This is a genomic window from Fervidobacterium islandicum, assembly GCF_000767275.3.
In the GTDB taxonomy this organism is placed as follows: domain Bacteria; phylum Thermotogota; class Thermotogae; order Thermotogales; family Fervidobacteriaceae; genus Fervidobacterium; species Fervidobacterium islandicum.
In genome coordinates, this window is sequence record NZ_CP014334.2 from 947847 (window position 1) to 969754 (window position 21908).

Consider the following 21908-nt stretch of genomic DNA (forward strand, 5'->3'; position numbering starts at 1 on the left):
ACCTAATCCATTAAAATTCTATCTTCTCGCCTACCACAACTCCAAATGCTTCCGGTCCAACGTGTGCAGCTATAGCAGCACCGATATTTGAAACACCGATTATAGTCTTTTCATCAAAGCCAGCTAACAACTTTTCTAAGTAGCTCGACATACTGGTGATAGTGAAACCACCTACCACAGAGTAGTTATCCGCAAAACTTTTCTCAGAAATGAAACTTTTCGCAATCTTTACCATAGATGAAACTCCTGATTCGAGTGTTCTTACTGTTCCCAAGGTGTTGACTTCACCTTCCACGTCTGTCGTAAGGATCGGCTTTATATTGAGTAACCTCCCAAAGAAAGCCTTTGCTTTTCCTATTCGACCACCTCGGTAGAGGTATTCCAATGTTGGTACAAAAAATACGAGAAGGGAGTTTTCGATTATCTTGTCAACATCAGCTTGGGTTAAACTACCCTTCTTTCTTACAAGTTCCATAGCTTTCAAAACAACATATCCTTGTTTTATCGAAGCTGTTTTTGAGTCAAGCACAACGATGTTTTTTGAACCAATCGAATTAGCAACGCTTTGAACGAGGTCATATGTGTTACTGAGCTTTGAAGAAATCGTTATAACGTAGACCTTTTCGCTACTTTCAGCTGCATTTTTTAAAACCATTTCTACTGTATTAACTTTTGGCAAGGAAGTCGTTGCGACCTCACCTTCTAACTCCATCTTGTAAAGTTCCTCGGGCATCAATGTAACTTTGTCTTCGTATTCTTTGTTGCGAACATATACTCTCAGCGGGAGAAATTTTAAGTCGAACGGTAAACTTACATTTTTTGGTAAGTCACAACCAGAATCTGTCACAAAGGTCACCATGTAGCCTCACCCCTTTAATATTTTAACGTTCCCTGGAAGAATTATACTCTATTCAACAAAATTAGTCAATATAAATTTCTTTGAGTATGAAAAATATTATTATTGACAACAAACAATTGTTGTGGTATATTAACTTTTGAAAAGCGAGGTTGAACTTGATATTCCGTGTAACAACTATACATTATTCAACTATTGAGGAAGGGGGAAAAAGTATGGATTTGGAAAAAAGAGTGTGCGAAATTGTTGCGGAACAACTCGGTTTGGATGTCTCGGAGGTCGCATTAGACAAGAACCTAATGGAGGACCTTGGTGCAGACTCTCTTGATGTTGTGGATTTGGTAATGGCATTTGAAGATGAGTTCGGTGTAAAGATAAGTGATCAAGACTTGTCAAAGATCAAAACAGTAAAGGATGTTGTAGAAGCAATAAAGCTTCGTTCCTAAAAAGAACAGAGAGAAAGTTGATATCAATGGCAGATGCAAGGTCCTGAGATCTCTCAGGGCCTGTTTTATTATTTTTTAATGGAAAGTATCAAAATATTTCGCACAAAAATTCATTCGTTTCTGGTATAATTACGTTGAACGTTTGTAAAAATCCTTAGCAGGATGGTGGGAAGAATTGAAGATACTAGGTCACAGGGGCATACCTGTATTGTACAAAGAAAATACACTCCCTTCGTTACTTGAACCATTCTATCTTGGAGCGGATGGGATAGAGACAGACGTAAGATTAACTAAAGATAACGTCCCCGTTTTAATTCACGACGATAGCCTAATGAACTTTTGCGGTGTAGACGTAAAGGTCAGAGATTTATCTTTAGCAGAACTTAAACGTTACAAAAGCAATGGTGAGAGCGTTCCTACACTCGAGGAATTTCTCAAGTTAGCTCCTAAAGGAAAGTGTTTGAATATAGAGATTAAGGAATACGAAGCAGCAGAATTAGCTATTTCGATGTGTACAACGCTTTATGATGGGGGACTCATATTTAGCTCTTTCAACCATAGCTTGATAAGTGAATTAAAAGTGAAGTACACGAGTTTAAGATTTGGCTACCTTTTTGACGAAGGGCATGCGAAACTTTCCGATGAAGAGATATTTTCACTCTTTGAACAAAACACTTACAGCGCCCATTTGCCTGTGGTTGGTCTATCTTATTTTCCGGAACGATTTCTGAAAATCATCAAGGAGTTAAAGCGAAGAAATGTAAAAATAGTTGTATGGACCGTGAACGATAGGAAGGATATTGAAAAAATCTGGGGGTACGTAGACTACATAATTACAGACGATGTAAGGCTATTTTTGTAAGTGACCGTGGGGAGGTTTGCTGATGTATAAGATCCTTGTTTTGTTAATAGTAATGTTTGCAATCCTTTTTGTCTGGTTCGATTACACTTCAAAAACTGTTGGATTCCTCTACAACCCATCAACAAATGCAGCAGAGTACCTGACTTACGAAAACAAAGGAGTCTATTTTATAGCATCAAACATCGAGAGCGATTTGGAGAAATTCTTTAGATTTCTTTCTAACCGCGGTGTGAGGTTTGTGATAGGTCCTTCCACTTCAGTGGACGGTAACAAAGTCCTATCGTTTCTTGAAAAGTACGATTTAATATCGCTTTCTCCAACGATAAGTTCAACAAGACTACTAAAGTCCGGTTATATCTATTCTTTTATTCCGTCAAACGAGACCGTAATATCTGCATTTCGCGAATACCTGAAAAAGACCGGTTGCAAAAATCTTTTGTTAGTTCTTGACGGTTCTAACAGGGAGTACAGTGACGATTTTAAAAGTCTTTTAGATGATTTTTCAGGGGATTTTGTCTACTACACGGACAGTTCATCTATTAGAGGTATATCTGCTGAAAACTACGACACAGCAATTCTTACAACCCTGGACAAAGCTTCTATCGAAATTGTAAGGTTACTGAAGACAGCAAATGAAAAGATAAGAGTAGTAGGTACGGAGGCCTCGTTCAGCAAAGTTTTTCTCACCCTTGGCGGTCGTTTTGTAGAGGGCACTTACTTTTTAGTTCCAAAAATTCCTATGGCACAAGGAGCAGAACTGGAGTTGATAGACAACTGGGTTGAGTTTATACAGCAGCATAGATTCTTGAGTACGCAGCAGTTCCGCCGCTTTATCAATACACACGTTCTGAAAATTAAGGATAGATACGTTTATTTCACTCCGAGTGGAGTAAACACGGAAATGAAAGTTTACGTTGTCGAAGAAGGAAAATTCAAGGAGGTACAGTAAATTGGATAGTTCTAATAGCTCAAAAAGGATTGGGATTGTAGTCAACACAATAGTCCTGCTTTTACTTATTACGTTACTTGTCGTTTACTACTTTAAAATTGATAGGGATAGCACTGTTTACATACAAAGCTTTTCCGAGATGCTGGATAGTTATATTGAAAACCGAGTTGGTGTGGTTACGGAACTGTCGAAAGAAATGACCATTAACGGAGTGGATTATTCACAACATCTGAGAATAGGTCCTAATTTTTATCTACATGGCATTTCTATCAAAGGATATTCGCTGAAATATGTCTTCGATGAAAATGACAAGTTAGTGTTACTTGAAATTCCGATATCGATGATAAAATTTCCAGTTAGGGATTTCAAAATCATAGTCGAAGTTGATGGGAGAGTTGTTTACTCATCTGACAAAGGACTGGTTGGAAATGTAGTGAAACACCGTACTAGTCTCGGCTTAGCAGATATAGTTACCAAGACTGAGGCAACAAAGTACGGATTTTTTGTAATGATTTCTCCAAACCCAAGTGTGTTCCTCTCAAACCTTTCTATCACCTTTCTCATCGGCTTCGTCCCGTTGATCGCACTGGGGTTTTTAAATAACATTAATGCAAGTAAAGAAAAAGACCTTGAGAAAGCTGCAACTGCTCTCAGAAGTATAGTTTCAGACATGATTCTCAGAGTGGAGACCGGTGAATACGTTGAGTACGAACCTATTGAAACAAAACATCTCCCATTGCTGAAAGTCCAAGACGCGATTTATAACTTATTCACACGGTATACGGAAGCAATTGCTGGATACAAATCAACCACCGAGGAACTGGAAAATACTATGGCACAAATAGAGGAGATGCAATCAGCTTTAGAAGAGAGAAACTTCCTTTTGATAAATACACTTGCGGAGACCGTTGAGCTCAAAGATATTGGAACAGGAGAGCATTCGAAAAAGGTTATGCAACTCTCCTTGGCCTTAGCAACCAAGCTTGGTATCACCGATCCTGAGGAACTCAACGCAATCAAGTATGGTGCGATACTGCACGACATCGGCAAAATTGGAATACCGGACCAGATACTTCTGAAACAAGGAAAGCTCACAGCTGAGGAGTTCGAAGTAATGAAGAGTCATACTATTTTAGGTGAGCGTGTTGTTTCACAAATTCCCGGTTGGGAGCTTGTGGCAGATATCGTTCGCCACCACCACGAAAATATAGACGGCTCTGGTTATCCAGATGGTCTTTCGAAAGGTACTTTGAGCCTCAGAGCTCAGATTGTCTCAATAGTTGACGTCTTCACTGCACTGACAGAAGATAGACCCTATCGAAATGCTTTGACTCCTAAAGAAGCATTAGAATTAATGGAAAGCATGGTTGGAAAAAAGTTCGACACCGAGTTGTTTGGGAAGTTCAAAGAGGTCATTGCAGAGCAATTAGAGTTAGTCTCTTTTTTGGAGAACGTAAATGACGAAATGGGAGATTCAGAAGGTGGTTATCCCGCATGAAAAGTCGAAATCTATCCATCTTACTCGCTACCGTTTTCTGTGTCTTGTTTCTTGTCACGTATCTTTACAATGTAAAGCTGTTTTCACAATTGCAACGAGCTCAGAAGTTAATTAAGGCCTACGAATTGTACGTTGCTGATAGTAAAGATTTCTCTAAGTACGTCGAGGATAATAAACTAAAGGAACTCACTTACCTTGTCGAAAAGCAAGTGAAATCCCAAATCAGGTCCAAAATAGATACTGCAAAAGTTGCTTACAGAAATGGCAACTACGCCGACACGGTTAGTTTACTCAGAGAGATTAAGGATATTGAAAATCCGTGGCTTGATGAGGTATACTTTTATTTGGGTTCAGCACTGCTCAAAGTTGGAGAAGTCGAAAGTGCAAAATTATACTTATCTTCGTTCTTGGATAGTTTCACATACTCGGTATACCGTAAAGAAGCTCTCATGATCCTTCGTGAGATTTCAGATGGGGAATTGAAGAAAAAGGTTCAAGATGTGTTGAAAAACTTAGGAGAGTTCTAAGAATAAAAATCGGAGGAGCGGCAATGGTACTTAGAGATGTTCAAAATGAACGTGATGCGCGAAACATATATCTGAAAAGAGTCGGGGTTAAAGGCGTTAGATACCCAGTAGTTGTTCTTGATAGAGCCCAGGGAACACAAGCGACAATTGCAACGATAAACATGTACGTAGATCTCCCAAAAGACTATCGAGGAACGCATATGAGCAGGTTCATAGAGGTCCTCAACGAGTTCCATTTGGAAATTAATCCAAAACGAGTTAAAGACATCCTAAACAGGCTTAAAGATGTTCTAAACGCTAAGAGAGCGGTTATAGAGGTAGAGTTCCCCTACTTCGTCAAAAAGCAAGCACCTGTAACGAAAAGCGAAAGTTATCTTGAATATATCTGCTCTTTTGAAGCGGAAATCTTTGATGGGAAATTCGATTTTTTGATCTCCGTATCAGTCCCCATCCATACGTTGTGCCCATGTTCAAAAGAGATAAGTGAAAGGGGAGCACACAATCAAAGGGCTCTGTGCAAAGTTTCTTTTGAGAGCAAAGAAATGATATGGATCGAAGACATAATCGAGGTAGTGGAAAAATCGGCAAGCGCCCCGATATTTACGTTGTTGAAAAGACCTGATGAGAAGTATGTAACAGAGCTTGCATACGATAATCCGAAATTCGTCGAAGACGTTGCGAGAGATGTTGCGATTGAGTTGAAAAAGTATGATAAAATAAAATGGTACAAAGTGGAAGTTGAAAGCTATGAATCCATACACGCACATAACGCGTATGCCTGTGTAACAAGTGATGAACTAGAAGAGCAAATTTAGCAAATGCAGTAAGTATGAGAAGGTGAGACCATGGACGAACAAACCTTAAACAAGATACTGACATACATGGGTTTTGCAGCTCGGGCAAATAAAATAGCCTTTGGTAAGGATATGATAAGGGAATACTTGACAGACAAGAGGATAGCCAAGAAGGTATTAATAGTGGCAAAAGATGCCGGAGAGCGAGTTAAGAAGGATTTAAAGATACGATGCGAAATAAACAATGTTCCATACATAGAAATTGGCGATAAGAAAGCATTGGCTAAGGCTGTCGGAAAATCGAATCTTTCGGCTGTAGGGATTCTTGACGAGAACCTTGCCGAAGCTATTATCAAGATTGCCGTGAGTAAGTAATTTGAGGTTGCCTAGTGTAGTTTCAATCTTCCAAGGGGGTGCTATATTTATGGAAGAAAAAATTGTTACCCTTGCCGAGTTTCCACTGATAGATTTTGTTAGCTTGGTCAATATGGTGTTTGAAGATTATGTGATTCCAATCAACTGGAACGTTTTGTCATTTAAAATGGACGCAAGAGAAAATTCCATTTCCTTCAGCGATTCTTTTGTATTTCTTAGAGGTAACGAACCAGTAGGCTTTATCCTTATTGCCGTACGCGGTACCAGGGCAAGAATAGATGCCATGGGTGTTGTACCAAACGAACGTGGGAAAGGTTTAGCAGATAAGATATTGAGACATGCATTTAGACACTTAAAGATGAGAAACATTGAGCAAGTAACACTTGAAGTTGCAGCAGCCGATGAGCGTGCCGTAAGGTTTTATGATAAAAACGGCTTTAGAAAACTAAGAAACCTCGATACGTTCATCCTTGAGAATCCTCAACCGCTCAATATGACGTATTCAGCTCTGCAAACAGACAACAGGCTCGTTTACTCAATTGCATTAAGCAATGAGATAAACATTCCAAGGAAGGTCAACTGGCAACGCGAACCTATAACTCTCATGCTTTCTGATGGAAGGTACAACTTGGTTAGATTCCATCATAGCAACCTCGAAGGTTATTTAGTCTGGGGAAAGTCAGACGAGAATTCTTCGTTTATAGTCGACTGCGCTCCAAAATCTTCAAATCCGGACGACTGGGATAAGCTCCTCTTAATATCAGTTGACTATATAGTTAGAACTGCAAGCCCATCTTTAATATCTGTAGTTGCGGTAGCAGAGGATGACTTATTGCATGCGGCAATTGAAAGAAATAACTTCAAAATATTATTAACTCAATACGAGATGGTAAGAAAGCTGTGATGGTGAAAAATAATGAAAATATTCGTGTTTAATAGACTTTCCTCAGCTGCGTTCCAGTATAGAAAAACGAGAGTATGGTAATATAATCCCAACCGAAGTCTTTTGCTAAGACATTTGCAGCTACTTGGCTCATTCCTATTCCGTGTCCAAAGCCACCACCGTAAAGTACAATCTTTTGTGCAAAACCTTCTTCGTTTTTTACAACATCCACAGTAAAGAAAGAGCTTGGTAAAGAACTTAGATCAGACCTTATAATCCCGTTAAGAAGCGTTATTTTCTTTCCTTTTACCGAAAATACACTGGTTACATCACTGCTAGCTATCTTAAAGATTCGTTTATTCGTCTCTATAGTTATTTCCGTTACATACCTCCCTGGAGTTCGAGCACTAACATAAACATCTACAATCCTTTCAGGGTCGTTCTGATCAAGTTTTTCTTCAGAAGTATTATTTTTCACTTCAACAGCCATTAAAGTACTCTGATTAATGATTTTGTCATTTAAATCAGTTGTAAGTTCAGATGTTCCAGCGCTCAACGTGTCGTTACGAAGTGAAGACAGCAATTGTGAGTTTACATATCTCCTTAGTTCGCTAACTGGATCGATTGCCTTAAGGCTCTTTTCATTTGTATTATTCGCGACCGCAGCAACATTTTTCAAAGAAATTACAGCACTGTATATTTCATCCGCACTGAATTCAACTTTCCATCGAAAATACCCGTTCCTTGCTTCAGGGAAACCTAATCTTTGCAAAGTTAGAATGTCCCAGTTCTTTAGGAAGTTTTTCAGTGCTAGTTCATCATCTAAAAACAATAAGTTTTGCTGGTCTACTGATAGTACCTTTGGTTTTAAGTACGCTATCGACATCTTAAAAATATCTTTGGGATCCATTACATAACCGCCAGACACTGAATAATAGAATGTTGCGGAGAGTTTATTCTTGTAAAGGAGTACCTCTCCATTCGTTCGTTCCACCGCTAATGAACTTTTTTCATTTGGTTTTTGAAAGTTGTAAGCTTGAAAGTTAGTTGAATCGTCCATATTTGCACCAAGATCAGCGTATCTTCTGTCTGAAAGAATCTTCTCTAAAGCATACGTTCGAGCAACAACAGCTTGTGCTTTCAATGCTTCTAAATGGTAAGTACTTGGCATTTCACTTGCTACAACACTTTTCAGATACTCTTCGATTGGTAAGTCGTTTATTATGCTAAAACCACCTGATTTATTAACGAATATTTCCAAATCTCCGAAATACTTGTTTTTGCTCTTTTCTGAAATCTCCACTGACGAGTCACGAGCCTGTGCTTTTAAATAGAAACGTGTGTTAGTTTCAAAAGGCCCTATTATTCCATCGTTTGTTTCGATAATCAAACCATCGGACTTCTTTGAGAATCGTACTATTTGTCCGTGTTGCATTGTCGTAATTTGGCAATATCCTTCTCTAAAGGAGAAAATCGAATAACCATTCGAGATTTTCAAAGTCAGTTTTTCAAAGGTAGCTGAAGACAATCCACCAATAGTGGTCAGCTCTGAGCTGATTAAGACACGCACCCTTGAAGGAAACTCTTCTTTGTAATCGATGTTTGTTATTTCACCATTTGAGAATGTAAGGTACAAATCACTAAGCCCCGGGAACAGTAAACTTGACCAAGCTGAAGAGGTCTTTCCATTGATTGATAAGTTCCTCGCTAATTTAAACCTACCCTCTTTTTCGAAAATAACCTCCCTTGTGTTAACATCAAAAGCGGTTAATTTGGAAACCTTGGCTGAGTTCTTTTTCAATATGATGTTCTGATTTCTAAGAGAAATCATGACCGGGTACAATTGGCCGGGTTGAACGTTTAGTTCAGTTGCTGAAAGTACCCGGTTGATAGAATTTTGAGTAAGATTTTCTTCATTTAATATTGTAAGTTTGTAGGTACCTGGGATAACGTTTAAAAACAAAGGAAAAGCGACTTCATTAAGAGATTCGTTAAGTACAACGTTCGATGAATCATCAGTAATTATTATTTTTTCACCACTAATTGATTCCGTACCTTCATTATCAAAAGTAACAAATATCCTTGATACAATAGGTATAAGGGGGATTTCTACCTCTTGTATAAAAGAACTATAATCCACAACAACTACGCGTTTACCAGAAAAGTAAACATCACTTCCTGAAATTACCGATGCTTCAATTTCATAGGTTCCCTGCTTTGCTATACTTAAGCTCAAAATCGGAGAGCTGCTAAGCAGCGTCTCAGAATGATTTGCATCTAAGATGGTAATTTTATACAAATAAGAGAGTGCATTACTATCTAAACGTTTCATCAGAGCAGCTGTATCGTTGTCATTCGGAAAAACAAGCGAAACATTAAGCGTGAAGATTTCCTGACCAAAAAGCAGAGTACTTAAGATTGTACTTAATAAAAGCATTATAAGGATAAAAACTTGCTTGTTCACAATCTCACCTCTGCGTATCCCTCTTCATGCTTTAGCCAGAATGAGACCCAAAATTGCAAAGTAGTGAAACAAGCTACCAAATACAACAAATATGTGCCAAACCATATGATGGAACTTAAACTTTCTCCAGACATAAAAGACGGCACCAAGTGTATACATTAACCCGCCTGACACCAATAACCATATGATACCAGAATCAACACTTTTGTTCAAAGGTTTAAAAATCAGAACAACTATCCAACCCATAATCACGTAAAATAGCGTTGAAAGGTAAACAAACTTTCTAACAAAGAACACTTTGAAAATGATTCCCAAAATTGCCAATACCCATATCATGCAGAGGAATAAAGTACCTGTCACACTTTTGATCGCAAGCAATAGAAATGGTGTATAACTTCCTGCAATGAGTACGTAAATGGAAGAATGGTCCAAAATCTCTAAAACGTACTTTGCTGTCTTGTGTTGGATCGCATGGTAAAGTGTTGAATTCATATAAAGCAAGAATAAAGAAAATCCATAGACAACGGAAGAAAGTATTTTCAAAACGTCCCCCTGTAATGATGCGATGACTATAAGAACAACCGCTCCGGCGATACTTAGCAAAGCTCCAACGCCGTGTGTTACAGAATTCGCTATCTCTTCTCCTAATGTATATTTCTCAATGTTGTCTTTATCTTTCACCTTAGTTCCCCCATGTTCTAGTTTTTCTTAGATTTATAAAAACCGTTGGGAATATTCTTTTCCCAATGATTATGTTGAAAAAAGCAAAAGAATTATCTCGCTTTCACAGGTTAAACTTTCAAACACATGCTTACTCGTTTATGACATCTGCCACTCTGATATTCACGCATTCTACAAACATCCCTGTTATCTCCTCGACCTTTGATTTTACATGACAGGCGATGTTGTTTGCATATTCTATGAAATTACTTTCGAATCTTGCCGGAACTTGGACCGTGAATTTTACCCTTTCCTTATCCTCATCTTCTGAGGGCTGAAATTTTTCGACAATAATATTACTTTTCTTGAAGTTCATTGTGTTTTCAGCATCCTCTAATCCAAGGAATTCACAAACACTTCTGTAGACTATTTCTTGATAGACATTCGCATTGATCTCTATTCTGCCCATAAGCGCACCTCCTACATAAAAATATGGTATAAATAATTTAGCTTAAAAAAATTGAGGGCAGGACAACTTATGTCACCTTGGCTTTTAAGCCATTTAAGGAGTCTGTTGCCTGCCTTTAACCATGATTAGTTGGTTGGGCTTTCAGCCCTCGTCAGCATGGAGGATTGGTTCAGCAGGCTCCCTGCCCTCATCATTCGAAAGGAGGATTTTTCATGGATAACTTCCCTGTTTTCGTCGGCATCGATGTTTCCAAGGATAAGTTCAACGTCTGCGCTATCTCTAATCCCAGTTCCATCATCTTCGAATCTTCTTTCGATATGTCCCAGCAAGGCTTTTCCTCCTTCGCAAACAAACTCTCTGCCTTCCCAAAACAATCCATCATCATCGCTATGGAATCTACTGGCTGTTATCATCTCAACCTTCTGGCTTTCCTTTCTTCCAACGACTTTGCTTGCGCTGTTTTTAATCCTCTAACTGTTAAAAACTTTGCTTCTCTTCGAAAGACCAAAACCGACAAAATCGATGCTCGCATTATCGCTACTGCTTTGTTTTACCTACAACATCAAATTCCTTCTTCTGCTTTTGTCAACTCTGAGCTTCGTGATATTGTCAGAGCACGCGAAAACATTATCCACCGCATCGCAAAAGTTAAAGACAATATCGAAAAACTGCTCAACGTTCTTTTCCCTGAACTCGAAAGAGTTACCAATATCTACAGTGACACTATCCTCAATCTTCTTTCTCATTTCCCTTCTGCCAAGGCTATTCAAAAGGCTCGTAATCTGGATGTGTTCTTTTCCAAAGACCGTGGCAGAAGTACAAAACTTAATGCTCAAAAACTTAAAGAACTCGCTAATAACTCGATTGCTCAATATTGGCCGATGAAAGAAAAGATTCTTGTGCAAAATATCAAAGAACTACAATTTTTACAGCAACAGCTTGAAGAATACGACAAGATGATGAAAGAATATTGCGAATGTAGTGCGATAAACCTTGATATCGAGATACTCACGTCAATACCAGGTATTGGTGAAAACAGCGCGATGCATTTCTTGGCAGAAGTTGGAGATATCTCAAGATTTAGTACATACAAAAAACTCATTGCGTATTGTGGACTCGATCCAAGCATTGCCCAATCAGGCAAAAGCAAAGTAGAAGGACACATATCGAAAAGGGGCAATGCCCACCTAAGACGAATACTATGGCTAATGGCAGTGAGTGTAGTGATTCACAACGAATATTTCCGAACATACTATGAACGAAAAAGGCAGCAAGGTATACCGTACAAAAAAGCGATAATGTCAGTAGTACACAAGTTATTGCGAACGTTGTACGCAATGTTGAGAAAGAAAGAGAAGTTCAATATTGATTATGCTATCTCACACTCAAAACAAAAATTTAATTTTGCATAGTTGACTCCTTAATGCTGTTAAACATATCACCTGAGTTCTGTAACATGCATATTCACATCTACATTTTCTAAGGCAAGATGTTTTTTGAATGATTCGATTATCTTTTCCCTCACCATGGAAAAGGTCTCGGGAATGTTTATACCGTAACCAATTGCCACATAAAGGTCTAGTGTGAGACCATCTGAGCTCTCCACAATGACAATATTGGATTCTTCAGAAGAGAAAACGCTTAAGACTTTTTGCAACCAGTTCTTGGCAGACACGTTTAACCTATCGGAAAGTTCTGTCAAAGCATAATACACTGTCTTCTTCAGGGCCCTTTCTGTTACTTCGATTTCTCCACACGTTCCTTGAAATTTCATTAAACTCACCTCCATTGAAAGAAAAATACTTGCGTACTTTAAGAAAAAGCAAGTTTAACTTTTTCTAAATTCATTTTACCACCATGTTAACAAAAAGTCAAATAAAAAGCACTTCTGCTAAAGTCCAGCAGAAGTGGCCGCACACGATTAATTATAACTGATCGCTCTATTTAAGAAGCCATGGGAAGAAGTAGTGTACAAAAAATAATGCGATAAGGACAAATCCCATGATTCTGTGATAAAATATCCACTTTTTACCTACTTTGTTTTTAAATAGAAAACCAACGAAAGCAAGCAGAATACCCAACCAGAGTATAAGTCCTGTGTGCAATTTTATAGTTCCAAGAGCGAGATAACCGTGAATAAATCCAACAATCAAAAGCGCTATCCCAGTGTACACATGAGCGCGCCTAAGGAACTTAAGAATTAGTGGGAACCAAGTAGGTTTTTTTGGCAGATATTTATAAATCCTTCTGAAAACAAATAGGGAAATCTGGAAAAATAACAGCACCGCACTTGTTATTCCCAAAATCTGATAAGTCATATGCATAGCACCTCTATTTCAATTTAGTTTAAAACCGACAAGCAGCCATTCTTGGCGCGGCTGACCGTCAAAAACGCTTCCCGATTGAATTCCTTGAGAATTTCTGGATATGTCGTAAACAAGCTCCTTAACTATTACAAATGGCTTGTTATCTTTTCCGTTGAATTTCGATATGCTCTTCTCATTGAAAACGTACAACCCGATTGCGTACAACTTGTTCAATAAACTAACGTGCCCCTGTAGGGATAGGATCTCGCTCGTTAGGTCTACTCCCATATCATGTCCGTAATGTTCTCCATTGCTGAACCTTTTCGAATACGTTGCGTCATATACAATTCCGAAAACAGAAACGTAAATCTTCTTATCCTTTTTTCCATTGTACTTGATCAATTCATCCGGGGTAAAGACAAGAACTCCGTACGATGGGAAGGACTTTATTCTTGATATTCCGTGAGGTGAAAGTTTCAAAATGTCGTAAGTCAAATCCTGACCAGCAACGTGTTGATTCTTGTGATTGCCTCCACTCCACGACTTTGACGAAGAAAGATCGTAAACAATACCGCTGACAGCGACCATTGTTGGTGCGTTCTTACCGTTGTACTTAGAGAGCTCAGAAATGGTAATTCCAAGCAAGCCGACTATTTTGTCGTTTGAAAGCTGCTTAGCGTCTATTTCCGATAATTTCACTTGCTTCTTGGCAGGTGCAGAGGTGCCGAGATTGTAAACAACACCTTCAACAGATACCCATCCTGAAGCCTTTTGAAGCGTCTCAGAAGAGATGATTTTGTACTCTCCCTTGAATTTTTGGATATTGAAGTAGCTGTCTAAATGACCAGCCAAAAGAATGCTCGCTGACGCAATTAATAAAAACAAAACTGCTGTTAACTTGCTATTCCTCATGCTTTCACCTCCTAAGGACTCTGGTCTAAAATTATTATACCACAAACAAGCTTAGAAAAACCTAAGAAATTTTATTCTGTCTAAATAAAGACTTGAAATAACTTTCTTAAGTGAGTTTATATCTGCAAGACCATGTAAGAACTCTTCTCGTTAATTTTCAGTAGTTGTAGCTAAATATCTTATTCTCTCAACTTTTGAAACTTTGTCGTACCGTTTGTAATGGACAATGTTAGACCCTGTTAAAATTATGGTATAATCTTCTTGGTATGAAACAGCATCTGTTTGATGTTTTTTATTCCAACACGTGTGTAAGGGGGCGATGTCCGAATGGGTCCTACAAATTTTGTAAAGTTCCAGAAACAGCCGATGATGTTGAAAATGCTTTATGCACTCACACCTATACTTTTGTTTTCCATATTTGCTTACGGACTAAGAGTAATCTGGCTTGGTTTTTGGGTCTTTTTAACAGCAATTCTTGTAGAATACCTGTTCGAAAAGCGCAAGAACAAACCCGTAAGTCAAGCAGTTCTTGTGACAGCCATGCTGTTCTTACTTTCCCTACCACCATCTGTCCCATTTTGTGTCGCAGTAATTGGAATCGCCTTCGGCATAGCTTTTGGAAAGGAAGTCTACGGCGGATTTGGAAGAAATGTTTTTAATCCTGCAATTGTAGGTAGGTTGTTCATTTATATAACATTCCCACTTTACATGACAACCGGCTGGCTCAAACCATCTTTGTTTGGTTTGGACGCTACAACTTCCGCTACACCATTGCAGATTCTTAGAAACGGGGAAGGCGGAAATATGTGGAATCTGCTACTCGGTTGGCGTGCTGGTTCTTTAGGAGAAGCGCCCGTTTTCCTAATACTGCTGGCGGCAATTTACCTGATATGGACCAAAACAGCGAACTGGAGATTAATGGTTTCAACATATGGCTCAGCTGTATTACTTACGTTTTTGCTCGATGTTTTCAACGTTGCGAAAGCACTCCCTATACTTCCTGCAATCGTTTCTGGAAGCCTACTCTTTGTCACGGTATTCATGGCAACAGAACCTATTACCGCACCTAAGAAAATAAAGTCGATGTGGATTTACGGAATAATTATTGGAGTTTCCGGAGTTATCATTCGAACCTTCTCCCTGTTCTCAGAGGGCTGGAGCTTTGCAATATTGATTGGAAATATGTTCGCCCCGCTTCTGGACGAAATTATCAAGGACAAGAAAACTAAGAAGGTTACCAAAACTACTGCTGGCAACGATGCTTCTGGGAAGAAGGTGGAAGCATGAAGTTCGACAGGGAAAGTAAGGTTTACACTGTTGTCTTTACGTTCATTACCTCGTTTATTTTTCTCGTTGTTCTTTCCGGATTAAATGTGTTAACAGCGCAGCAGGTTAAAAGAAATCAAGAGTTATTCACAATTCGAGCCGTTCTCAATGCTATGGGAATTCAGTATGCCAGCGATGAAGACGCGATCAATACTTTCAACTCGAAAGTTAAAGTGGAAACAAAGGACTCCTACAAGGTTTTTTCTTCAGAGGTGAACGGTGACATGATTTACGCAATACTGTTCAGCGGTAGCGGGCTGTGGGGAAACATATCTGGCGTTCTTGCTGTAAACAGCGATGTTTCAAAGGTTGTAGGCATAGATTTCATATCTCAAAGCGAAACACCCGGTTTAGGTGGGCGAATAGAAGAAAACTGGTTCAAAGAACAGTTTAGAAATGAATCAATAGTAGATGGAAAAGTAGGAGTCTCAACAACAAAGGTACCTGACTCTAAAGATGATGGTCAAGTTGATGCGATAACAGGTGCAACTTTGACTTCCAAATCTATAGAAAAGATAATCGCAACGTACATTCCTATACTTAAGTCATTACTGGGGGTGAACTGATATGTCTGATTTCAAAAAGATACTGAAAAATAACTTCTGGCTCGAAAACCCGGTAATTGTACAAATTCTGGGTATATGCTCAACGCTGGCTGTCACAAACAATCTGAGAAACACGCTTATAATGACTATCGGTGTCACACTCGTAACAGCCCTTTCCAACTTCACCATATCCGCAATGAGAAACCTTATTCCCAGAAAAGTCAGGATGATAACTCAAGTTCTCGTTATTTCTTTCTACGTTATCATGGTTGATATAGTCCTCAGAGCCTACGTGCCTGATGTGAGCAAAGCACTTGGACCATACGTTGGCTTGATAATCACGAACTGTATCATTATGGGACGCGCCGAAGCATTCGCACAAGGAAACAGACCACTTATTTCGTTCTGGGACGGCTTTACCGCAGGCCTTGGATACATGTTTGTTTTGGTTGTTGTTGCGTTTTTTAGGGAATTGCTGGGTTTCGGTACGGTTCTCGGAATCCAAGTGTTGCCTGCTTCCTTCCCTAAATGGACAATAATGGTTATGCCACCAAGCGCATTTTTCGTGCTGGCTTCTTTTGTATGGATAGCAAGAGGAATGCAGATTAAGAAAGATGTAAACCAAACAAGTCAACCATCAGGAGGTGAAAAGAAATGATGTACCCAAATATTAACCCGTTGGTTCTCTTTTTCGCCTCAATTTTCACAAGCAATATTTTGTTGACTAATTTCCTTGGAATGTGTTCGTTTATATCCATTTCAAAAGATCTGAAGTCTTCAAACGGGCTTGGTATCGCTGTAACGCTTGTGATGACAATTACAACCGCTCTGAACTGGATTTTGGAAAGGTATGTTATCACCCCCATGGAACTTGGATATCTTAGGTACATAATCTACATCATCGTGATAGCTGCTGTTGTTCAAGTTCTTGAAATGATAATTGATAGGGTCTCTCCAAATCTATACATGGTACTCGGTATCTTCTTACCTTTGATAACAGTGAATTGTGCAATTTTAGGTGTTGCCCTGTTTATGCAACTTAGAAATTATTCCTTTATTCAGTCAGTCCTTTTCGGGCTTGGCAGTGGTATAGGGTGGTGGCTTGCTATAGTTCTTTTAGCTGCCATAAGAAAAAAGACGGAAAATGCACCGGTGCCCGCTCCACTTAAAGGTGTTGGGATAACACTCATAACTATCGGCATTATGGCAATGGCTTTCATCGGCTTTGCAGGTATGATTAACGTTCAGTAATTAGATTAGGGGTGATGTCAATGGAAATAATCGTTGCTCCTTTAGTTGTTTCCGTAATCAGTTCTGTTCTTGCTTTGATGATTGTTGTCGTTGATGGTATTGTTAACAACTACGGGGAAGTAGAAATTGATATAAACGATGGAAAGAAGAAGCTCAAGGTCAAAGGTGGAGCACCGCTTTTGCAAACACTTAGCTCAACTGGAATTTTCGTACCATCAGCATGTGGTGGACGGGGTAGTTGTGGCGCATGCAAAGTGAAAGTGCTTTCTGATGTGGGACCACATTTGCCTACTGAATTACCATACATGTCAAAAGAGGAAATCAAAGAAAATATCCGCTTAGCTTGTCAGATAAAGTTGAAAAAGGACATAAAAATATACTTACCTGAAGAACTTTTCAATATAAGGAAATTCAAAGGTATAGTCGAAAGTTTAAAGGATGTGACTTATGACATCAAAGAAGTTCGGATTCGGCTGGTCGAACCTAACGAGATAAACTTCAAAGCAGGTCAATACGTACAGTTGGTCATTCCACCGTACGAGAACATAAAGGAACCTACGCAAAGGGCATATTCTATATCATCTTCTCCAAGCGATAAGAACCACATTGAGTTATTGATAAGATTAGTGCCAGGCGGAATAGCGACCACGTACGTTCATAAGTACATGAAGGAGGGAGATGTGGTCGAAGTTGTAGGTCCGTTTGGAGAATTCTACATGAGAGACACAAACGCAGACATGATCATGGTAGCTGGTGGAAGCGGTATGGCTCCAATAAAGTCTATCATTCTCGATATGTGGGAACGAGGAATTACAGATAGAAACGTCTGGTATTTCTTCGGCGCACGAAGTAAACGAGACCTCTACTACGTGGAACTATTCCAAGAGCTGGAAAAGAAATGGCCAAGGTTCCACTTTATCCCTGCCCTTTCAGAACCACTCCCTGAGGATGATTGGAAAGGCGAGGTTGGGTTGATTACAAATGTTTTGGATAAATATTTGTCAAGTGTAATACCAACCGACAATTCAAAGGAAGGATACCTGTGCGGTAGTCCAGGAATGATAAACGCGTGTATACAGGTATTTGACAAGCACGGAATCAAAGATGTTTACTACGACAAATTCGCATAATTGACAGGGGGGATAAGCATGAAAATGACTCCCAAATATATTAAAGCTCAAGAGAACATGAAACCTGGAAAAATCACAGCAGACGGCTTTTTGGGAGACGATGATAGAAATATTGTAGACATAATAACAGCAGACGAGGAAGAATTTCAATACCTTGGATTAGATTTCGTTGAGGTAGCCAAGCTTATGAGAAAACTTATGAAAGAGGGCTTGAGAGGTCTTGGAGAACCGATAAAATATGATAAATGGGAGATAAGAGTGGATGAAGCAAGGGGATTTTTACCATGTCCGTTCCAGGATGGAATTTTCAGAAAGAGGGTTGCTGTCGTAAGGAACTTAAACAACGGTAAGGAAATCATGTTCAGTGAGTTATCAATACACTTGCTTGCTGCTCACCATTTCTTGCAGGGTAAAGGCGCAAAATTCAGGCTAGAACCAACTTTAATAAAAGCCGTGCTGTATGAATAAATAGAACGCAAAAACTTTTCAAAGGGGGGTAGAGAACTATGAAAGTAACGTTCTTAGGACACGCAGCAGTTTTGATTAGCGAAATCGAAGGAAAGTACAACGTAATTATCGATCCATTCATCACTGATAATCCTGCGTACCCAAAGGGATTCGAACTACCGAAGTTGGACTACATCTTGGTGACCCACGGTCATGGAGATCATGTTGGTGATGCGGTCGAACTATCAAAAAAATACGGTGCAACTGTCATTGCCAACTTCGAGTTGTGCAATTATCTCCAGTCCAAAGGTTGCAAGGTTCATCCGATGCATGTTGGTGGTGTTTATTATTTTGAATTCGGCAAAGTAAAACTGACACCAGCTATCCATGGATCTGGGATTCACGAGGGTGACAAGGTGATTTACGGTGGTAATCCTTGCGGATTCTTGATAAAAGCAGAAAGTAAAACCATATACCACGCAGGCGACACAGGATTAACAAAAGAAATGGAACTAATCAAAGGTGTAGACCTTGCATTTCTTCCAATCGGTGGAAACTTTGTCATGGATGTCGAGGATGCCATAGTAGCCGTTGAAATGATAAAACCTAAAGTGGTCGTTCCAATGCACTATAACACTTGGGACATCATCAAAGCTGATCCTGAAAAATTCAAAACCGAAGTTGAGAAGATGGGAGTTAAGTGCATTATAATGAAGCCTGGTGAAACAATCGAATGTATGCAGTAATATGAAATGCGGAAGTCTATAAAAAAGGCTCGCTTGCGCGAGCCTTTTATTTATAAGTATGGTTTTAATTTGTTTTCTTTTCACGTGCTCTTTGGACCAAAGGTTTAGATGACTTTGCAGACCTGCCACTTTTTCCAACGTTCTTGTTCAGCACTTTCATAATGACTTCTGCATCAGCTTCGTTAACGTCGATGAATGAATAAGTCTCGAAAATTCGCACGTTGTTTATATCCTTCGGTTCTACACCGGTCTTTTCGGCTATGTATTCAACAAGTCTCTTCTTATCTAACCCCTTAGAAGAACCAAGAGCTACAAATAGTCTTACAGTAGAGCTGTTTTGTGACTGTTTTGAGAAATCTTTTGCCTTGACGTTCCCGTAACGTGAAACATCAACTCTTTCTTTCAACAAAGTATGGAGCAGCATTTCGACAGCTTCCGTTGGTCCCATTTCTTCTATCAGCTTTTGAGCAACTTCCCTGAAAAGTTCGTTAGAAACGTGGGATTCTTTTCTAATGGTGCTGAGAATACCTTCGAGTTGTCTACTTAGTATGTCCTCAACCATTGGAATTTTGTCTTTCACAATCTTAGCTCTTGCAAATCTCTTTACCCTCGTGAAGTGGTAATAATCACTTCTTGTCACGAATGTGATTGCAAATCCTTTCTTACCTGCTCTTCCCGTCCGACCTATTCTGTGCACGTAATACTCTGGATCCCTAGGAACGGAGTAATTAATAACGTGGGTAAGTCCTTCTATATCTATTCCCCTTGCCGCAACATCCGTGGTCACAAGTATGTTGAGCTGTTTTTTTCTGAACTTATCAAGAACCCTTTCCCTTTGAGATTGCGAATAATCTCCGTGTAATCCATCAGCATTGTAACCAAGGTCTGATAGTTTCTTTGAAATTTCATCCACTTCTGCTTTTGTTTGGCAAAAGACAATTCCATAAAAATCTGGGTTCATGTCGATTATTCTGCATAGAAGTGGTAATTTGTCACTTTCTTCAACTTCGAAATACAACTGCTCGGCATTTTCAGTCGTAAGCTCTTCCTTAACAGTTGATATATGCTCGTACTCTCTCATGAACTTTTTTGCTATATTTACTATCTCTTTTGGCATTGTTGCTGAGAACAGAAAAGTTCTCTTCGAAGCTGGAGTTTGCTTAATTATCTCAAGTACATCGTCCAGAAATCCCATATCGAGCATTCTATCTGCTTCATCTAAGACCAGATATTTTACATTTGACAAATCAAGCGTCTTACGATTTATGTGGTCAAGCAACCTACCTGGTGTACCTACAACGATATCTACACCTCTTTCAAGGTCTTTGAGTTGTCTTTCCATTGATTGTCCACCGTAGACGGTTGCCACCTTGATACGTCGATTTCCTTTTAGGCTTTTTATTTCTTCGTATATCTGTAGCGCCAACTCTCTTGTCGGTGTTACAATCAGAGCTTTGACACTTTTGTCCGCTCTAAAGTCGATACGCTCAAGTAATGGTATAGCAAATGCAGCGGTCTTTCCCGTCCCTGTTTGCGCTTGTGCGATAATATCCTTGTCTGTCTTTAACGCTACGGGAAGTACTAACCGCTGAATCTCCGTTGGCTGAGTATAACCTTTCTTTTCAATCGCACCGAGTGTTTCTTCACTCAAACCAAAACCTTTGAAACCGTTTTCCGCTTCAGCACCTTGCGTAACCTCAACACTTCTTATCATATCTTTTTCCTACCTTTCTTCCCTGCGGGATTTGAAATTTTCCACCCCTCACCTTGCTTTCTTTACCTGTTAACCTGACTTGGGTGGTCATTTTCACACGCAAGGAGAAAGGAGTGGTGTGCTTTTCTGTGAGCACATTCTAAGCAAGTTTAACACACTTTCAACAAAGTACAATTAACATTTGATTAAGATTGATTACACTTCAAACTTCAGACAACCTGAGCTAGCAATACTTCCTTCATCTCACGGAGAGCAAAATTGTGCATATCTTTGTCGAAACTATTCACACAATTGGAATAAACAATCGTTTCTATACCTCTGTTCCTCAGTTCTTCAACGGTAAAAAGAACACAAATGTGTGTTACAAGACCACCAACATGGACCTTTTTAATACTCAAATCTTTAAGCAGATTCTCAAGATTTGTACCATAGAATGCAGAGTACCTACTCTTCTTTATTTCGTAAACTTTATCATATCCTTCCAGAGCTTCTTTCAGCTCATCCACAATTTCACTACCTTTTGTATCATGTAAACAGTGAACTCCCCAAATGCTAAATTCGTAGTCGTTATCCTCGTGCCAATCTCTTGTATAAATAATCGGTAATCCTTTTTGTTTAAACTCCTTGACAAGTTCGACGATAGGAAGGATGACATTCTCCGCACCGGGGAAATACAAAGCACCGCCCGGTTTTGCGAAATCATTCTGCACATCAACGATCAGTAGCGCCTCCATATTTTCACCTCCAG

The 21908-nt window shown here is 39.3% G+C and carries 25 protein-coding genes; 16 read left to right on the plus strand and 9 right to left on the minus strand.

All coding sequences use genetic code 11. The features are described from left to right. Window positions 1–10: 10 nt before the first annotated feature. Window positions 11–859, minus strand: a complete 849-nt coding sequence (locus tag NA23_RS04420; RefSeq protein ID WP_033190961.1) for a DegV family protein — start codon at window positions 857–859, stop codon at window positions 11–13. 212 nt (window positions 860–1071) lie between these two features. Between NA23_RS04420 and acpP the strand changes: the two genes are divergently transcribed. The 8 genes from acpP to NA23_RS04460 all read left to right on the plus strand — a co-directional run bounded on the left by acpP (window position 1072) and on the right by NA23_RS04460 (window position 7211). Next, entirely contained in the window at window positions 1072–1302 is a 231-nt protein-coding gene (acpP, locus tag NA23_RS04425) for an acyl carrier protein (RefSeq protein WP_033190960.1), read from the plus strand. Between the two features lie 175 nt (window positions 1303–1477). Further along, the gene (locus tag NA23_RS04430) at window positions 1478–2164 is read left to right on the plus strand and encodes a glycerophosphodiester phosphodiesterase family protein (protein WP_033190959.1); all 687 of its coding nucleotides are present in this window, start codon (window positions 1478–1480) and stop codon (window positions 2162–2164) included. A gap of 22 nt (window positions 2165–2186) precedes the next feature. After that, window positions 2187–3113, plus strand: a complete 927-nt coding sequence (locus NA23_RS04435) for an ABC transporter substrate-binding protein (RefSeq protein WP_033190958.1) — start codon at window positions 2187–2189, stop codon at window positions 3111–3113. 1 nt (window position 3114) lies between these two features. Beyond that, window positions 3115–4611: an HD-GYP domain-containing protein gene (locus NA23_RS04440; RefSeq protein WP_052107025.1), complete on the plus strand. Its 1497-nt coding sequence runs from the start codon at window positions 3115–3117 to the stop codon at window positions 4609–4611. After that, the gene (locus NA23_RS04445) at window positions 4608–5138 is read left to right on the plus strand and encodes a tetratricopeptide repeat protein (protein ID WP_033190957.1); all 531 of its coding nucleotides are present in this window, start codon (window positions 4608–4610) and stop codon (window positions 5136–5138) included. Before NA23_RS04440 ends, NA23_RS04445 begins: the two co-directional genes overlap by 4 nt. Window positions 5139–5161: 23 nt before the next feature. Further along, window positions 5162–5953 carry a GTP cyclohydrolase FolE2 gene (gene folE2, locus NA23_RS04450; RefSeq protein WP_033190956.1) on the plus strand — a complete coding sequence of 264 codons (792 nt, stop codon included), beginning with the start codon at window positions 5162–5164 and terminating at the stop codon, window positions 5951–5953. A gap of 30 nt (window positions 5954–5983) precedes the next feature. Then, window positions 5984–6307: a L7Ae/L30e/S12e/Gadd45 family ribosomal protein gene (locus NA23_RS04455; RefSeq protein ID WP_033190955.1), complete on the plus strand. Its 324-nt coding sequence runs from the start codon at window positions 5984–5986 to the stop codon at window positions 6305–6307. Between the two features lie 49 nt (window positions 6308–6356). Next, window positions 6357–7211: a GNAT family N-acetyltransferase gene (locus NA23_RS04460; RefSeq protein WP_033190954.1), complete on the plus strand. Its 855-nt coding sequence runs from the start codon at window positions 6357–6359 to the stop codon at window positions 7209–7211. Window positions 7212–7239: 28 nt separating this feature from the next. On the opposite strand, the gene NA23_RS04465 is transcribed toward NA23_RS04460, so the two are convergent. The 3 genes from NA23_RS04465 to NA23_RS04475 form a co-directional block, all read right to left on the minus strand. Next, a complete protein-coding gene (locus NA23_RS04465) occupies window positions 7240–9654 on the minus strand; it encodes a SpoIID/LytB domain-containing protein (RefSeq protein ID WP_033190953.1) in 2415 nt (804 codons plus the stop codon). Between the two features lie 24 nt (window positions 9655–9678). Then, the gene (gene trhA / locus NA23_RS04470) at window positions 9679–10335 is read right to left on the minus strand and encodes a PAQR family membrane homeostasis protein TrhA (protein WP_084384038.1); all 657 of its coding nucleotides are present in this window, start codon (window positions 10333–10335) and stop codon (window positions 9679–9681) included. A gap of 130 nt (window positions 10336–10465) precedes the next feature. After that, window positions 10466–10783 (minus strand): Asp23/Gls24 family envelope stress response protein, encoded by a 318-nt coding sequence (locus NA23_RS04475; RefSeq protein ID WP_033190952.1) that lies wholly within the window; start codon window positions 10781–10783, stop codon window positions 10466–10468. A 212-nt stretch (window positions 10784–10995) separates the two neighbouring features. Between NA23_RS04475 and NA23_RS04480 the strand changes: the two genes are divergently transcribed. Next, complete coding sequence (locus NA23_RS04480; protein ID WP_236938321.1) at window positions 10996–12195, plus strand: IS110 family RNA-guided transposase; 1200 nt, start codon at window positions 10996–10998, stop codon at window positions 12193–12195. Window positions 12196–12221: 26 nt separating this feature from the next. On the opposite strand, the gene NA23_RS04485 is transcribed toward NA23_RS04480, so the two are convergent. The 3 genes from NA23_RS04485 to NA23_RS04495 all read right to left on the minus strand — a co-directional run bounded on the left by NA23_RS04485 (window position 12222) and on the right by NA23_RS04495 (window position 14001). Next, window positions 12222–12557: an Asp23/Gls24 family envelope stress response protein gene (locus NA23_RS04485; RefSeq protein WP_033190951.1), complete on the minus strand. Its 336-nt coding sequence runs from the start codon at window positions 12555–12557 to the stop codon at window positions 12222–12224. Window positions 12558–12723: 166 nt separating this feature from the next. After that, on the minus strand, window positions 12724–13107 hold the full coding sequence (locus NA23_RS04490) for a hypothetical protein (protein ID WP_158510131.1): 384 nt from the start codon (window positions 13105–13107) through the stop codon (window positions 12724–12726). 12 nt (window positions 13108–13119) lie between these two features. Beyond that, on the minus strand, window positions 13120–14001 hold the full coding sequence (locus tag NA23_RS04495) for a cytochrome b5 domain-containing protein (protein WP_052107023.1): 882 nt from the start codon (window positions 13999–14001) through the stop codon (window positions 13120–13122). Window positions 14002–14328: 327 nt separating this feature from the next. On the opposite strand from NA23_RS04495, the gene NA23_RS04500 reads away from it, so the two are divergent. From NA23_RS04500 to NA23_RS04530, 7 genes are read left to right on the plus strand one after another with little or no spacing between them, the layout of a single operon-like run. After that, complete coding sequence (locus tag NA23_RS04500; RefSeq protein WP_033190950.1) at window positions 14329–15288, plus strand: RnfABCDGE type electron transport complex subunit D; 960 nt, start codon at window positions 14329–14331, stop codon at window positions 15286–15288. Then, entirely contained in the window at window positions 15285–15893 is a 609-nt protein-coding gene (locus tag NA23_RS04505) for an FMN-binding protein (protein WP_033190949.1), read from the plus strand. The genes NA23_RS04500 and NA23_RS04505 overlap by 4 nt, the downstream gene beginning before the upstream one ends. A gap of 1 nt (window position 15894) precedes the next feature. Continuing rightward, complete coding sequence (locus NA23_RS04510) at window positions 15895–16530, plus strand: NADH:ubiquinone reductase (Na(+)-transporting) subunit D (RefSeq protein WP_033190948.1); 636 nt, start codon at window positions 15895–15897, stop codon at window positions 16528–16530. Continuing rightward, window positions 16527–17123 (plus strand): NADH:ubiquinone reductase (Na(+)-transporting) subunit E, encoded by a 597-nt coding sequence (locus tag NA23_RS04515; RefSeq protein ID WP_236938608.1) that lies wholly within the window; start codon window positions 16527–16529, stop codon window positions 17121–17123. Before NA23_RS04510 ends, NA23_RS04515 begins: the two co-directional genes overlap by 4 nt. Window positions 17124–17143: 20 nt before the next feature. Continuing rightward, window positions 17144–18253 carry an NADH:ubiquinone reductase (Na(+)-transporting) subunit F gene (locus tag NA23_RS04520; RefSeq protein WP_033190947.1) on the plus strand — a complete coding sequence of 370 codons (1110 nt, stop codon included), beginning with the start codon at window positions 17144–17146 and terminating at the stop codon, window positions 18251–18253. An 18-nt stretch (window positions 18254–18271) separates the two neighbouring features. After that, window positions 18272–18721: a hypothetical protein gene (locus NA23_RS04525; RefSeq protein WP_033190946.1), complete on the plus strand. Its 450-nt coding sequence runs from the start codon at window positions 18272–18274 to the stop codon at window positions 18719–18721. Window positions 18722–18759: 38 nt separating this feature from the next. Further along, entirely contained in the window at window positions 18760–19446 is a 687-nt protein-coding gene (locus NA23_RS04530; RefSeq protein ID WP_033190945.1) for a metal-dependent hydrolase, read from the plus strand. 64 nt (window positions 19447–19510) lie between these two features. On the opposite strand, the gene NA23_RS04535 is transcribed toward NA23_RS04530, so the two are convergent. Both NA23_RS04535 and NA23_RS04540 read right to left on the minus strand, forming a co-directional pair. Then, on the minus strand, window positions 19511–21160 hold the full coding sequence (locus tag NA23_RS04535; protein ID WP_052107022.1) for a DEAD/DEAH box helicase: 1650 nt from the start codon (window positions 21158–21160) through the stop codon (window positions 19511–19513). A 209-nt stretch (window positions 21161–21369) separates the two neighbouring features. Continuing rightward, on the minus strand, window positions 21370–21894 hold the full coding sequence (locus NA23_RS04540; protein WP_033190944.1) for a cysteine hydrolase family protein: 525 nt from the start codon (window positions 21892–21894) through the stop codon (window positions 21370–21372). Window positions 21895–21908 lie beyond the last annotated feature (14 nt).